Raw genomic sequence first — 13446 nt, 5'->3', positions numbered from 1 at the left:
GTGTATTTACGTTATTTTGGTCTGACCGAAAAACCGTTTTCGATAGCACCAAACCCGGAGTTTTTGTTCTTAAGCGAACGCCATAAGGAAGCGCTTGCTCATCTGACTTATGGCCTGGGTGATGCCGGAGGCTTTGTGTTGCTGACCGGTGAAGTTGGCACAGGTAAAACAACCGTAACCCGCAGCATGCTGGCGCAATTGCCTGATTCCACGCAGGTGGCATTTATTCTGAACCCGGCGTTGTCGGAAATGGAATTGCTGGCAAGCATCTGTGACGAGCTGAATATTGACTATGATGCGGATAATGCCACCCTCAAATCTCTCACCGATGTGATTAAGGCGCGGTTGCTGGATAACCATCATCAGGGTGGTCACACCATGCTGATCATTGATGAAGCGCAACACCTGGCCGCTGAGGTGCTGGAGCAGTTGCGATTACTTACTAATCTGGAGACCGACCATAAAAAACTGTTGCAGATTGTGCTGGTGGGCCAGCCGGAATTACAGCAGCTGCTAAAGCGTAATGAATTGCGCCAGCTGGCACAACGGATTACGGCACGCTATCACTTATTGCCGCTGACGGAATCTCAGGTCTTTGCTTACGTGAAGCATCGCCTTAATAAGGCTGGCTGTCAGACCAGCCTGTTTGAGCCTCAGGCCATTGCTTACATGCATCAGGTTACTGCCGGGATCCCAAGGCTAATTAACTTACTGGCAGACCGCTGTTTGCTGGGCGCGTATTCCGCACAACAGCAACTGGTCACCAAAGCGATTGCAGTGCAGGCTGCCAAAGAGGCCCTGCCGTTGGATCTGGTGCCACAGTCCAGTAAGAAGTCGGTGAATATGCCGGTGCTGGTGTCTGGTTGGGTAGCTGCCATGTTTATTTGTGGCATCGGTCTTTCTTATATTTTTTAGTGGTGTGATATGTCGTACCTAATCAATGCATTAAAACAATCTCAACAAATCGACTCTGAGCAGGATTATCAACAATCACGTCATGAGCAACAGGTCCGTTTTTATCGCCGTTTGAGCCTTACTTTGGGTGGGGCGCTGATCAGTGTGTGCTCGCTGAGTGCCGGTTATTTTGTTGGAGAGGCGGTTCAGAACGTACCCCAAAGCGAAGAGCTGGTGAGTACAGCAGACAAAAATGATGATGGAACCGTTGTGGCAGCTGATACGCAAGCCAACACACAAAGCAGCCCACAGGCTCAAACAACTCAAACTCAAACTCAGACAGCAGTGCCCGCTACAGTACCTGCGCCAGTAACTCAGGTGCCGGTTGGTAATTCGGTTGTTGTGCAGCCGGGACAAATTATTGGCCAACCGGTTAATAGCGCTGTTAACCCTGTGATGCATAGCGCACAGCGTCAGATCCACTATCAGTGGATGTCTGTTCAGGTGGGTTTTGATTCGCAGGGACAGCCGGTTTATTCACAGCAGCTGGTACCCGTTTCAGCCAATGGCCAGATTGTGCAGCAGCCCGTCGGGAATCAGTATGCGGCGACGCAACAGGCTTATCAAGCCAATAGTGCTGCGGTGTTTACGCCCAATCAGGGGCAGCCGATACAGCAACCGCTAGAAGATTTGAGTGGCTACCGGGTACTTGGTGTGCCTCTGGAGCAAGCCCGCGCTAACGCGGCTCGCCAAGAAGCGGAGCGTCAGGAAGCTCAGGCACTGGCTGGTGTGCCAGATGAACTGAAAAAAGCATTCGAGCAGGCAGTTGAAGACACTGCACCGAAATCTGAACAGATTGCTTCTGAGGTGTTATCCAGTACCAAAGGATCGGCACGGGCTACACCAGTTGAGTTGTTGCCTGTGCAGCTACAAAATAGTTTGCCAAAGTTACGCTATCAGGCACATATTTATGCCACTGACGCTGAAAAGCGCTGGATCAAGCTGAATAACCGAGAGTTATATGAAGGCGATAATATGGGCGCGCTACAACTGGTGGAGATCACACCGGAGCAGGCTATGTTTGACTTTGATGGTATAGAGTTTACGCTGCAGGCCATGCAGGATTGGCCGGCAGAGTAGTTACCACTCAGGGCATCATGGTATGGCGAAAGAATCGGATCAGGTCAATGCTGAACTCTTCCGGTTTTATCGCCGCTTCTAGTTCATCAGTTACCCGCTTATCAGCCAAGTCTATGTCCTTTACTTCGGTATAAAGCATGTTTTTGGCATGATAAAACACTTTCACAACTGGCTTGAGCGGCTCTTGCGGGTTGCTTGAAGCTACAATGCCAATGCGTTCACTTTTGAGCTTCACCAGGGTACCGACTGGGTATACGCCGATACAATTGATGAAGTGCGCCAACAGATCGGCGTCATAATGCTCGGGTGTGCCCTCTTTTAAAATACGAAAGGCACGGATTGGTGTCAGGCCTACCTTATACACACGCTCCGCGGTTAAGGCATCGTATACGTCAACAATGGCAGCCATGCGAACATACTGAGAAAGCGCATCGGCCTTTTTACCATAGGGGTAGCCACTGCCGTCCAGGCGCTCATGATGAAAGCCAGCAATTTCAGTCGCTATCTGACCTAAGCCACTCTCCCCGACTATCTCATAACTGTATTTGGCATGCTCCATCATTAAGCGGTACTCATCATCACTGAGTTTTCCGGGTTTGTTGAGGATCTGACTGGAAATTTTAATTTTGCCAATATCATGTAATAAGGCACCGGTGGCCAGCTGCTCTATGATGTCACGCTCAAGGCCAAGGTGCTTGGCAAAAATACTCATTAAAATGGATACGTTCAGTGAATGTTCCAGTAAGTAGCTGTCTTTTTCGCGGATCCGGGCAATACAGGCCAGAGCATCCTGATTACGAAATATGGAATCAATAAATCCAGATGCGGTTTGTTTAAACTCGTCAACGGCGATGGCTTTTCCCGCTTTGACATCCGCAAAGGCTTTTTCCTGCAACCCTTTGGCTTCTTCGTACAAAGTGGTGGCCAGATCCAGCTCGGCTTCGACACTGGTGGTTTTGTGCCACGGATCATGTACAGTGACATCAGCCTCATGAGGGCTTTCATCCGACTGCACTTGCTTTTGCTGCTTGGTTTGCAGGGTTTTGTCTGGGTCGATTTCCACTTCCAGCACGCCGGCTTTTTGCAGTGCACCAATGGCACCTTTGGTGCGTACCCAGCCCTGGCTTTTGACCCGCACATTGCCCGCTTGCTGGGTGACACCAACAACAAACATGCCTGGTTTTAAGTCGTTGATAGTAATCGTTTTCACGGCCAAGTTGAGATGATTGTTCAGACTTTAAGCTTAGCAAAGGTTAGGCATAAATAAAGGCCGGATCGGGTAGTTTATTAACATCACACTGAGTCTGAAAACGCAAAGTGGTTGCAATTCATGCGATTTATTCGCAAGCTGATAAATCCAAAAAAACAGTAAGAATAACAATGATGAAAACACTACTATCTGCATTGTCGCTGGCGCTGGTAAGTCACAGCGCAGTGGCTTATCAACTGAACACTGAAGTCGCCCGGGCGTTGCCTGAGCTTGAAGCGCTGTATTTGCACCTGCATCAGAACCCTGAGTTGTCGTATCAGGAAGAGCAAACCGCTAAGCGTCTTGCCAAAGAGCTCAGGCAGCTGGGGTTTGAGGTGACTGAAAACATTGGCGGACACGGCGTTGTGGCACTACTACGCAATGGCGAAGGGCCGACTGTGATGATCCGTGCGGACACCGATGGCTTGCCCATCGTAGAGCAAACCGGCAAGTCTTACGCTTCTAAAGTCAGAGTGAAAGATGCCAGCAATAATGAGGTGGGTGTGATGCATGGGTGTGGTCATGATATTCACATGACTAGCTTTATCGGTACCGCGCAGCAACTGGCTAATAACCGTGATCAATGGCAGGGGACCTTGATGATGGTAGCACAACCGGCAGAAGAAGTCGGGGCTGGTGCAAAAGCCATGCTTAAAGAAGGTTTGTTTAGCCGTTTTGCTAAGCCCGATCATGTACTTGGCCTGCATGTCAGTGCCTCGCTGCCAGCAGGTCAGGTGGCCATAGCGCCAGGCTATGCACTGGCCAATGTCGACTCGGTAGACATTACTGTGCGTGGTAAAGGCGGGCACGGTGCCTATCCACACACCACGATTGACCCTGTGGTACTGGCGTCACGCATTGTGCTGGCTGCGCAAACTATTACCAGTCGGGAGATATCACCCTTAAAGCCTTCGGTGATTACGGTGGGCTCGATCCATGGGGGCTCTAAACACAACATCATCTCTAACGAAGTGAAGCTTCAACTGACCTTACGCTCTTATGATCCGGCGGTACGCGAGCAACAAATTGCAGCGCTGGAACGCATAACGAAAGGCATTGCGCAAAGTGCCGGCCTGCCACCGGAGCTTGCGCCTGTCGTGTATGTGCACGAAGAAGAGAGTATTCCGTCGACGTATAACACGCCTGAACTGGCGGTACGAGTGGAGCAAAGTATTCGTTCGGAGCTGGGCGATGCGCATGTCGTTAAAGCAGAACCTGTGATGGCAGGAGAAGATTTTGGTCTGTACGGTCGTACACCGGAAAACATCCCGGCAACCATATTCTGGTTGGGTGGTGTGGAGCCTGAAGCATACCGGCAGGCCCAATTCTCAGGAGAGTCTTTGCCGTCTCTGCATTCCAGCAAGTTTGCGCCGGACTACCCTTTGACCATTCAAACTGGCGTGCGCGCCATGACGGCCAGCGCGCTGGATTTGTTTAAAACGGCACCGGGGCAATAAAGGTCATCATGTCTTCACTGTCGGGGTGACGTATCTGTAGCATCTCGGCGTGAAGCTGAAGTCGTGATGCCGCAGCAAGTGCCTCGCCCTGAGCGTAGAGGCGATCGCCTAAAATTGGGTGGCCCAGCGAAAGCATATGAACACGCAACTGATGCGAACGCCCGGTGATAGGCGTTAGCTTAACCCGGGTGGCGTGCGTTTCTTGTGACAACACTTCAAAATGTGTCAAGGAGGGCTTGCCTGTCTCATGACAGACCATTTGTTTAGGGCGGTTCGGCCAATCACAGATCAGCGGCAGATCCACTGAGCCATTGGCTTGTTGCAGGTGACCATGCACCCTCGCAATATAGCGTTTGGCAGTGAGTCGGTCTTGAAACTGAATACTGAGAAAGCGATGCGCGGCTTTGTTCATCGCCAGGCACAGTACTCCGGATGTTGCCATATCCAAACGATGCACAATTTTCGCATTGAGGTAGACGAGGTTAACCCGGCTGATCACGCTGTCCCAGTGTTTCGGATCTTTCCCCGGTACGCTCAACAGGCCACTGGGCTTATTCAATACCAGCATATGCTCGTCCTGATACAGAATGTCAAGATAAGGGTTGGTAGGGGGAGCGTAATTCACTAACACGGCTAACCTGCGACTGGCATTTATTTCAAGGGCCGACATTCTACCTAGCGCAACTGCAAAAGGCCAATTACAAAAGATGTAACCCTCTGTTATTGACAGCACAGGCAGGATCAGTAAAAGTCAAACGCAGAAATACCAAAAGGAATGTGCCATGACGCTGTCATTACAATGCGACTCGAGTTACGACCCCGATTTTTTAACTGACGCGCAAAGTCAGGCTTTGTTTCAGTGGCTGACAGACCACTTTGACCTGTCACAGCCTGAAACCATTACCATGGGGGATGGATCAGAAGCGGAAATTTTGCCCTGGAAAGTAAACTTGCTGGAGCCGACACTTGCGCATTCGGGTCAGTTTGGACTTTTCCATGGCAGGCAACAACCCTGGTTTCCTTTAATTGAGCAGATCCATCAGCGCCTGACAGAGCTGACCGGGCTGGTTTTTCCTGTATGTGTATGCCTGTATTATCCAGACGGAGAAGAGTGCATGGATTTTCACTGTGATTTGCCAGCGTTTGGGTCCACGAATGTTATTCCCTCTTTGAGCATAGGTGCAAAACGCACCTTCCTGATACGTAATACACAAGATCATCAGGAGGTGCACTCGGTTGAGCTGGAAAATGGCTCCTTATTTATTATGGGGGAGGGCTTTCAGTCACGCTATCAACATGCGGTACCTCGGGCACCAGAAGGGGCTGGTCCCCGTTTTAATCTAACGTTTCGCCAATTTGACCAGATCTGATAAGTAAGGAAGTGTGATGAAAGTGGGTTTCTTTCAGTTTGACGTGGCGTTTGCTGAGCCTGAGCAAAACCGCGATGCCATCAAGCAAGCGCTGATGATGTCTCATGAGTTTGATCTCTTGTTGCTCCCTGAATTGTGCACCACGGGGAGTATATTCTTCGATCGTCAGCAAGTGAGTGAGCTGGCAGAAGATTTGTATCAGGGGGTATCTTCGTTGTTGTTGCAAACTCTGGCTCAGGAAAAGTCGGCCTGCATTGTTGCTGGCCTGGCTGAATGCCATGAGGGGCAGCTCTACAATAGTACACTGCTAACAGGTCCAGACGGTTTACTTGGCATTCACCGCAAAGTGCATCTAGCGTCAACGGATCAGTTACGATTTGTGCCAGGTAAGGATTTCTGCGTGTATGAAGTTCAGGGGGTCAAAATCGGCGTCTTATTGTGTTACGACATCTGGTTTGAAGATGGGCTGGAGGCGCTTAAACAACAAGGCGTGCAGATTATTCTTAATCCATCTAACTTTTGCGGGGAGGACAGCCTGGAAGTTATCCAAAAGGCGGCCAAAGACTATGGTGTCTATGTGATAGCCGCCAATCGTCTGGGTATGGACCATGACTGTAGTACGGGTGTCCGTTTCATTGGCAACAGCCTTATTGTTGACCCGCAAGGGGCTGTACTGGCGCAGGGAGACGAGTCTCAACAATTGCGGATAATCGATATCCCGGTGTGATCCTGGTGAGTGGTGCTGCGCTCAAATGATGCGCTGGTTGTTTGGATACTGGTGTGTAAACCAGTGCTGTAAAAACTGGATGCATTGCAACACGCTGGCTGGTACGTGGTGACGGGCTGGGTAGAGGGCGAGCAGGGTGAGTTGCGGTTTGTTACTATCCGGCAGAATACTCACCACTTCTTTGGCATCAATGGCATGCCGACAGGCAAACTCCGGCAATATACCTATCCCCAGGCCAGCTTTAATGGCTTCCAGCATAAACAGAACATTGTTCGCTTTTAATGTGCCAGTAATTTTGACGCCTTCAGCCAGCGGCCAGATATTTTTTCCTTTAAAATATCGGTATTCAAAGCAGTTATGCTCCGTCAAATCGCGAGGATGTGTAATGTCTGGGTGGGTCGCCAGATATTGCGGACTGGCGCAAATGTGGTAGTCAAACCGGGTGATTTCACGGCCAATATAATGACTGTCAATGGGTCGGCTGGTGGCACGCAGACCAAGGTCAAACCCTTGCTCAACCAGGTCAATATCCTCATCACCAAGATGAATGTCGAGTTCAATACTCGGATAAGCCTGCATAAAGTCCGCAAACATTTTCCCAAGATCGGTGATCCCCAGAACCATAGGTAAATTTATTTTAAGCTTCCCTCTGGGAGCCTGCTGTGTCGACTGAACAAAGGTGTCTGCCTCCTCCAGTTTACTGAGGATATCCCTGGCACGTTGCAAATAACCCTCACCGACCTGGGTCAACTGGATATTGCGGGTGGTGCGATGCAACAAACGTGCGCCCAGTTGATCCTCAAGACGGCTTATTTCTTTGCTGACCATTGATTTTGATGTGCTGAATTGTTCTGCAACCTGGGTAAAGCTGCCCACCTCCGCCAGTTTCACGAAGAGCTCAATGGCACGTAGCTTGTTCATTTTAATTGTCCTTACCTATCGTGGAACTTAGTGAGTCAACCATACACTGTTTCCTGTGTGTGAACACTTGGTTTCTTTTGTGGTTATATATCAAACAAAGCGCAAGTCATAGACTAGAGGTGTTGAAAATAACCACAGACGAAGTGCGTCAAATTCGTCCGTATTATCTGACCAGAAGGACAATGATTATGTACACTCTTTACTACATTCAGGAAGCCTGTTCACTCGCTGTGAACACCATATTACGTGAGCTGGAGCAGGATGTGATGCTTATCCGCGCTGATACCCTCAGCGATTTTTCAACCGTGAATCCTGCCCAACAGGTCCCGGTACTCATAGATGGAGACGAAAAACTGGTTGAAGGGGCTGCGATTATGCTACATCTCACCCGCAAGCATCCCAGCCAGTTGCTGCCCACTAAGCCGGGGCCTGCTCGCCGCCGAGCGATTGAGCAATTGTTGTTTGCCAATGCCACTATGCATCCGGCCTATTCCAGGTTGTTTTTTATCGCGCGTGTCATGGAGCAGGGCGCTGTGCGCCAGCAGCTGTTTGAAGCAGCAGCAAAGGGGATCAATCAGCTATGGCTACAGGTCGAATCTCAGTTGCAATCTCAGCCATTTTTAGGGGGGCAGCATGCGTCAGTCGCCGATATTTTGCTGGCAGTTTACTCGCGCTGGGGGGCCGCATTTGAGGTCGAAATCACACTCCCTCCGCGCACTGCACAGATGATTGAAGCAGTAACCAGCATGCCAAGCTTTGTTGCGGCGTTGCAAGCTGAACAGGCGCAGGGGGCATAATGGAGCACGCTGAAATGAAAGCGGATCTGAGTCAGGTCCTGGCCATAGTACAATGTTATTTCAAGGGGTTACATGAAGGTAATCGTGAGGCATTGTGGCCGTTGTTTCATCCTGACTGCTGGCTCAAAGCGCCGGGTTTGAGGCGCAGTCTGGATGAGTGGCTAGAGCTGGTCAGCCATCGCACCTCACCAGCAGACAAAGGCGATGAATTTGCCTATCAGGTGCTGGCGGTAGACTTGCTTGGACAACAGGCCATGGTCAAGGTGTTATGCCCGTTGTTTGAACATACTTACGTTGACTTTCTGGGCTTGCTGAAAGAACAGGGCCGGTGGCGGATAGTCAACAAAATGTATGCGGATTTACCACACACTCACCAGGAGTAGCTATGCCTTATATTCATATTCGCGTCACCGATGAAGGGGTGACAAACGCACAGAAGCAGTCACTGATCAAAGGCACGACCCAGTTGATGGTCGATGTATTAGGGAAAAGCCCGGAGACCACCTTTGTGGTCATTGATGAAGTCTCGACTGATAACTGGGGCATTGGCTTTGAACAGGTTACCGCGATCAGGCAGCGACAGACTTAACGCTCATGATTGACTGGCTTCATCGTAACGGGCACGGGCTGCGGTGATTTCATCAAAGTGATCGTCGGCCCACGACACCAGTTGCCAGGCCGACTTTGCCAGCCCTCGTCCCAGCTCGGTGAGTTCATACTCAACCTTAACCGGTACTTCTGCATAAACGGTGCGTTTGACATAGCCATCGCGTTCCATATCACGCAAGGTCTGTGTCAGCATGCGCTGTGATATGCCCTTAATTCTTGATTTTAAGGCATTGAACCGGTCAGGCCCATCAACCAAAGCAAACAGGATTAAAATTGACCACTTATCGCCTATTTGTGCTACCACATTGCGGATTGGGCACCGCTCGTTCTGTTCAAATACCCGGCGAGCAGGGGCGCTTGTGTTGGTCATAATGTGGTTTCCTTTCGTTAAAAAATGGCTCATACATCGAAGCGTAAGATAATGCCTATTATATTCATTAATGCGCTTTAGTATACATAAGTAACTCGGGTTGTGAAAGTGCTTACTATGCTTGTATATGTCGGATTATTAAAAGGGCAGCTTTGGGAAGTGAAAGGTCAGAAAACTTGTACGGCAGGGAAGTGCGGTATGGTATCGTATCGTGGCTTGGCTGGAGCAGTGAACAAAAGGCGCTATTGCGCCTTGTGTTCTTCACTGTGTAACAACTTAATGATGGCTTTAAAGTTGCGTCGCGAGGTTTCGTTTTTCAACGCCTGACGCAACACGGGTTTGATGCCGTCTTTTTGCTGTTGAGTCGCTAATGCTTTGATAGCGGCCAGACGAATCGCATCATCCTGATCATTCACCGCCATATTAAGTACGGTGTCACTGGTTTTAGCACTCATCTGGTAATTCCCTAGTGCACTGATCAGCGCTTTCTTGTTGCGCGCTGGGGCATTAAAAAAGTGTTGTTCCAGATTTTGATAAGCCGTGTCGGTTTGCATCATGCCCAGCGCACGGATAGAGGCTTTCTCAATACGGGCACTGCTGTCAGACAGATGCGCATTGAGCAGCGATTCATGCTGGGGATCACGGCTGTTCCCTAAAGCGGTGATGAGGTTGGCAGTTTTACCCTCGTTGTCACCCAGCGTGATTTGTTCAGTGATTGCCTGACTTAGCTGCATAGCGGTATCTGATGCACTGCGGTTGTTGAGTAAGGTACCTAATGTCATATAGAAACTGGACTCGACTTCGGCATCTAAGGTACTGAATCCATTTGTCAGCATTTCCAGTAGCATGTCTGTGGCTTGTTGTGACAATGGTGCATGACCTTGGGTCAGTGCGCGCAATGCACGAAACTGAGTAAGAGGTTGTTTCTCAGCCTGTAACAGCTGGCTGAGTAACTGCTGGCTGGAGGCAGAATCTAGCTGTCCTAATGCATTGAACAGGCGCATCTGAGCTTTGTCGCTGAGTGTGCCTGAAAGCATCAACGGGGACAAAGTGCCTATGACAGCGTCGTACTTTTTCAGCAAGATTGACAGCGTATGTGCGTCTATTTGCGTGATATCCTGACCGGTGATCAGCTGTTGTAGTTCAGCTGCGAGACGTGCCTTTTCGGCTTCGCTAAGTTCGGCTGGGGTAGGTTGCCAGGTCGTCAGGTCGGTACCCAACTCGTACAAGGCACTGTTATAAGGCTGGCTAAGCTGTGTCAGGGTATAACTTTGTTGCGAGCCAAATCGCAGATCGGTGCCTGTCAGAGCCAGCGCCTCCTGACCTTCGCGGTGCACCAAAAAGCAGCTATCTGGGGTGATCAGGTGTGCAGAATCGAGTACGTCGATACGGTTAAAGGTCGTCAGCTGAGTGCTATCGAAGTCGCTGTAATGTCGTTTGACCATTTTTAACTGCTTATCGACTTGCTGGTAAGCGGGTTGATACTGGCCCAGAGTGTCGGGCTCTTTACTTACCTCACTAATATCTCTTTGATATTGAAGATAATAAGCTAATCCCTTCAGCTTGTCCTGAGTCTGCTGGTCGAGCTCACCCGCAAAGTGAAAGTCACTGATCAGACCGTTGTCTGTGAGTTTAAAGGCAAACGGGTGTTCATAACTGGGCAAAGGCATACGTTCTTTGCCCTGAACCGCAGCGACCTGATCGGCTTTAATCGCCCACCAGTTTCGTTCATCACCTTTTTGCGCCGGTTTAAGCGACAGTTTACCGCGTAAATGCACCATAGAAGTTTGTGGAGCACTTTGCAGCTTAACATAGTCAAAAGAGGTTTGGCTTTTGATGTCAAACTGGTATTGCGGCTGGCACAGTGTGCCAGCCATTACCTGAGCGCTTGTCAGCGCCACCCAGGGCGCTGCAAGCAGAGTCAATCGACACGGGGTCATAGTTCGATTTCGTCCTCTTTGGAGTACAAAGTCCAGGATTTGTTATACACACTTGGTGTTTGATATAGCCACAGGTCGTAGCGGTGGGTTTTCTTACCACACGGATAAGGGATCCCCCATTTCTTACACCATTTCACGCCAATGGTTTCGGCGTATAAACCAAATTTACCTGAAATCACATCCAGGTCGTTCTTCAGCTCAAGGCCATAATAAATATGTGGTGCTTTGTTACCGTTAGAGACTAGGGCAAAACCTGCATTGGACTCCATGGCAAAGGTATTGTCGATTAAGATTAAAATCGCCTGGATACCAGCAGAGACTAAGCCCAGATTTACACCACCACGACCAAAGGCATTAAAGTCAACATGAAACAAGTCACCTTCGGCATACAGCTCTGCGTTATAACCAACTGTCAGTTCAAAGCCCAGGCTGCCGGTCACACCGGCTTCAACACTCATAGGCACTGGACCTATGGTAAAGCGCGCCTGTGCGAGGACTTTTTCTTCTTCCCAGGACTTTTCCCAGGATTTTTCGTATTTCGTGGTGTATTTCTCATCTTCAAACGCAACATTATTGAAGATAATCATTTCAGATGCATAGCCCGTGTTCTGTCCACTGATATAGGCACTACCGTCATATGAAATGCTGAATAAGGTGTTTTGCGCATTAAAGAAATATGCTTCTACGACGCCTTCACCTGTGATCCGGCCGCCCGGGTCGCCGGTTGGCACAATAAACAGCTGGCCGCTTAAATCAACACCGACACTGAACTTAGACTTGTTGCCATAAGACTTATCAAACTCTTTCTCCAGCTTAATATTAGCCAGTCCCACTGCGTATTGCGCATCACGCTTTGCCAGACTCTGCTCGGTGTCCGTGTCGTCACCGGTGAAGAAGTACAGCGGGATCTCAGTTTCGATCACATTGTTGTCTGTGATGGTTTCGGCACCCTGAGCCAAGTCCGTTAAAGTGAAGCGGATCTGTAAAGACTGCTCCTGGGTGGCGTCGTAGCCCTGGTAAATCTGAGTGAGCAGCGCGTCATCTAGTGCAATATCAAAACCAATGTGCTCATCGTGCAAGCCCGCAGTAAAATTATGCGTTAGTTGCGCCTCATAAGCGGCGTTTTCGGTATTCCAGAAGTGGGTCGGTTGCCAGTTACCCTCTACCAAAACTTCTGCTGTGATAGCTGTGCTGCCCAGATTGCCCCCTTCGTAATCTGCAGTCAGGTAACCGACCAGATCAGAATGATGCTCGCTGGTACCATCGGCATTATTTGGTACATCGAGGATCAATGCTTGCTGACCAAATTCCGCGTTTAGCAGCTTGTAGTCATGGCTTTCTGGTACCCGTACCTGTAGATCAGCGAATGGGAACTCGCCATCAGAGAAAGGTTCGTGATCAACTGATGGATGGTTGTCTTCTTCGATGTCTTCCGCATGATCATCATGTGGGTCAATTTGTGCGATTAAGTGATAATGGCCACCCAGCAGGGTATCCGGAATGGTGATTTCCGTTTCAAAACTGTGACTGCCTTCAGTGACCTGAGTTAACTCCAATGCGCCAACTTTATGGACTTCTTCGATTTCAGCTTCTTCGCCATCAGACGTGTCTAATTCTGTTGCATGCACCAGGTAAAAGTGCACGTCAACGTCGATATCCTTAAAGCCGCTGATGTCTACATCATAGAAGACTCGCACAGCAGTATTGGGTTCCAGCGTTTCTAGTGGACCTGTGGATATTTTGGTGATGGCAATATTGCTTTTGCTCTGTTCAACCGGGATTACGATAGGGAGTTTATCGTCACCCCCAAGATCACACCCCGCTAGTGTGGTGAGCATAGCGCTCGCTAAAATGGCACGTGTTAAATGGCGCATTGTGTTTCCTAATCTAATCTTACCCAGTGTTTAGTATATCGCAAAAATGTGGAGGAATAATGAGTTTGGACGGGGTTATGCTATTTGGATCATCGAGA

14 protein-coding genes are annotated in these 13446 nt (G+C 49.5%); 8 read left to right on the top strand and 6 right to left on the bottom strand.

The features are described from left to right. Both CWC22_RS15705 and CWC22_RS15700 read left to right on the top strand, forming a co-directional pair. Nucleotides 1-915, top strand: a complete 915-nt coding sequence (locus tag CWC22_RS15705; protein WP_010384127.1) for an ExeA family protein — start codon at nucleotides 1-3, stop codon at nucleotides 913-915. Nucleotides 916-924: 9 nt separating this feature from the next. Next, a complete protein-coding gene (locus CWC22_RS15700) occupies nucleotides 925-2034 on the top strand; it encodes a general secretion pathway protein GspB (protein WP_138538550.1) in 1110 nt (369 codons plus the stop codon). Nucleotides 2035-2041: 7 nt separating this feature from the next. On the opposite strand, the gene CWC22_RS15695 is transcribed toward CWC22_RS15700, so the two are convergent. Further along, complete coding sequence (locus CWC22_RS15695; RefSeq protein WP_138538551.1) at nucleotides 2042-3244, bottom strand: HD-GYP domain-containing protein; 1203 nt, start codon at nucleotides 3242-3244, stop codon at nucleotides 2042-2044. A 173-nt stretch (nucleotides 3245-3417) separates the two neighbouring features. On the opposite strand from CWC22_RS15695, the gene CWC22_RS15690 reads away from it, so the two are divergent. Beyond that, the gene (locus CWC22_RS15690; protein ID WP_138538633.1) at nucleotides 3418-4740 is read left to right on the top strand and encodes a M20 metallopeptidase family protein; all 1323 of its coding nucleotides are present in this window, start codon (nucleotides 3418-3420) and stop codon (nucleotides 4738-4740) included. On the opposite strand, the gene rluA is transcribed toward CWC22_RS15690, so the two are convergent. After that, nucleotides 4718-5371: a bifunctional tRNA pseudouridine(32) synthase/23S rRNA pseudouridine(746) synthase RluA gene (gene rluA, locus CWC22_RS15685; protein WP_171045077.1), complete on the bottom strand. Its 654-nt coding sequence runs from the start codon at nucleotides 5369-5371 to the stop codon at nucleotides 4718-4720. The genes CWC22_RS15690 and rluA overlap by 23 nt on opposite strands. A gap of 151 nt (nucleotides 5372-5522) precedes the next feature. Here rluA and CWC22_RS15680 point away from each other — a divergent pair, with 151 nt between their 5' ends. Beyond that, nucleotides 5523-6110, top strand: a complete 588-nt coding sequence (locus tag CWC22_RS15680) for an alpha-ketoglutarate-dependent dioxygenase AlkB (RefSeq protein WP_125562934.1) — start codon at nucleotides 5523-5525, stop codon at nucleotides 6108-6110. A 16-nt stretch (nucleotides 6111-6126) separates the two neighbouring features. Continuing rightward, on the top strand, nucleotides 6127-6837 hold the full coding sequence (locus CWC22_RS15675) for a nitrilase-related carbon-nitrogen hydrolase (RefSeq protein WP_125562932.1): 711 nt from the start codon (nucleotides 6127-6129) through the stop codon (nucleotides 6835-6837). 21 nt (nucleotides 6838-6858) lie between these two features. Here the strand turns inward: CWC22_RS15675 and CWC22_RS15670 are convergent, their stop codons facing one another. Continuing rightward, nucleotides 6859-7758, bottom strand: coding sequence for a LysR family transcriptional regulator (locus CWC22_RS15670; RefSeq protein WP_138538553.1), 900 nt, complete (start codon nucleotides 7756-7758; stop codon nucleotides 6859-6861). Between the two features lie 188 nt (nucleotides 7759-7946). Here CWC22_RS15670 and CWC22_RS15665 point away from each other — a divergent pair, with 188 nt between their 5' ends. From CWC22_RS15665 to CWC22_RS15655, 3 genes are read left to right on the top strand one after another with little or no spacing between them, the layout of a single operon-like run. After that, entirely contained in the window at nucleotides 7947-8555 is a 609-nt protein-coding gene (locus CWC22_RS15665; RefSeq protein ID WP_138538554.1) for a glutathione S-transferase family protein, read from the top strand. Beyond that, on the top strand, nucleotides 8555-8938 hold the full coding sequence (locus tag CWC22_RS15660; RefSeq protein ID WP_138538555.1) for a nuclear transport factor 2 family protein: 384 nt from the start codon (nucleotides 8555-8557) through the stop codon (nucleotides 8936-8938). Before CWC22_RS15665 ends, CWC22_RS15660 begins: the two co-directional genes overlap by 1 nt. A 2-nt stretch (nucleotides 8939-8940) precedes the next feature. Then, nucleotides 8941-9144 (top strand): tautomerase family protein, encoded by a 204-nt coding sequence (locus CWC22_RS15655; protein WP_049865476.1) that lies wholly within the window; start codon nucleotides 8941-8943, stop codon nucleotides 9142-9144. 3 nt (nucleotides 9145-9147) lie between these two features. On the opposite strand, the gene CWC22_RS15650 is transcribed toward CWC22_RS15655, so the two are convergent. The 3 genes from CWC22_RS15650 to CWC22_RS15640 form a co-directional block, all read right to left on the bottom strand. Continuing rightward, a complete protein-coding gene (locus CWC22_RS15650) occupies nucleotides 9148-9534 on the bottom strand; it encodes a winged helix-turn-helix transcriptional regulator (RefSeq protein WP_125562924.1) in 387 nt (128 codons plus the stop codon). A gap of 242 nt (nucleotides 9535-9776) precedes the next feature. Next, nucleotides 9777-11474, bottom strand: a complete 1698-nt coding sequence (locus CWC22_RS15645) for a HEAT repeat domain-containing protein (RefSeq protein ID WP_138538556.1) — start codon at nucleotides 11472-11474, stop codon at nucleotides 9777-9779. Continuing rightward, the gene (locus CWC22_RS15640; RefSeq protein ID WP_138538557.1) at nucleotides 11471-13348 is read right to left on the bottom strand and encodes a hypothetical protein; all 1878 of its coding nucleotides are present in this window, start codon (nucleotides 13346-13348) and stop codon (nucleotides 11471-11473) included. Before CWC22_RS15640 ends, CWC22_RS15645 begins: the two co-directional genes overlap by 4 nt. Nucleotides 13349-13446 lie beyond the last annotated feature (98 nt).

The organism is Pseudoalteromonas rubra, assembly GCF_005886805.2.
Taxonomy (GTDB): domain Bacteria; phylum Pseudomonadota; class Gammaproteobacteria; order Enterobacterales; family Alteromonadaceae; genus Pseudoalteromonas; species Pseudoalteromonas rubra_D.
The sequence above is the reverse complement of the archived record's forward strand: the minus strand, read 5'-3'. Positions and strand labels throughout refer to the sequence as shown.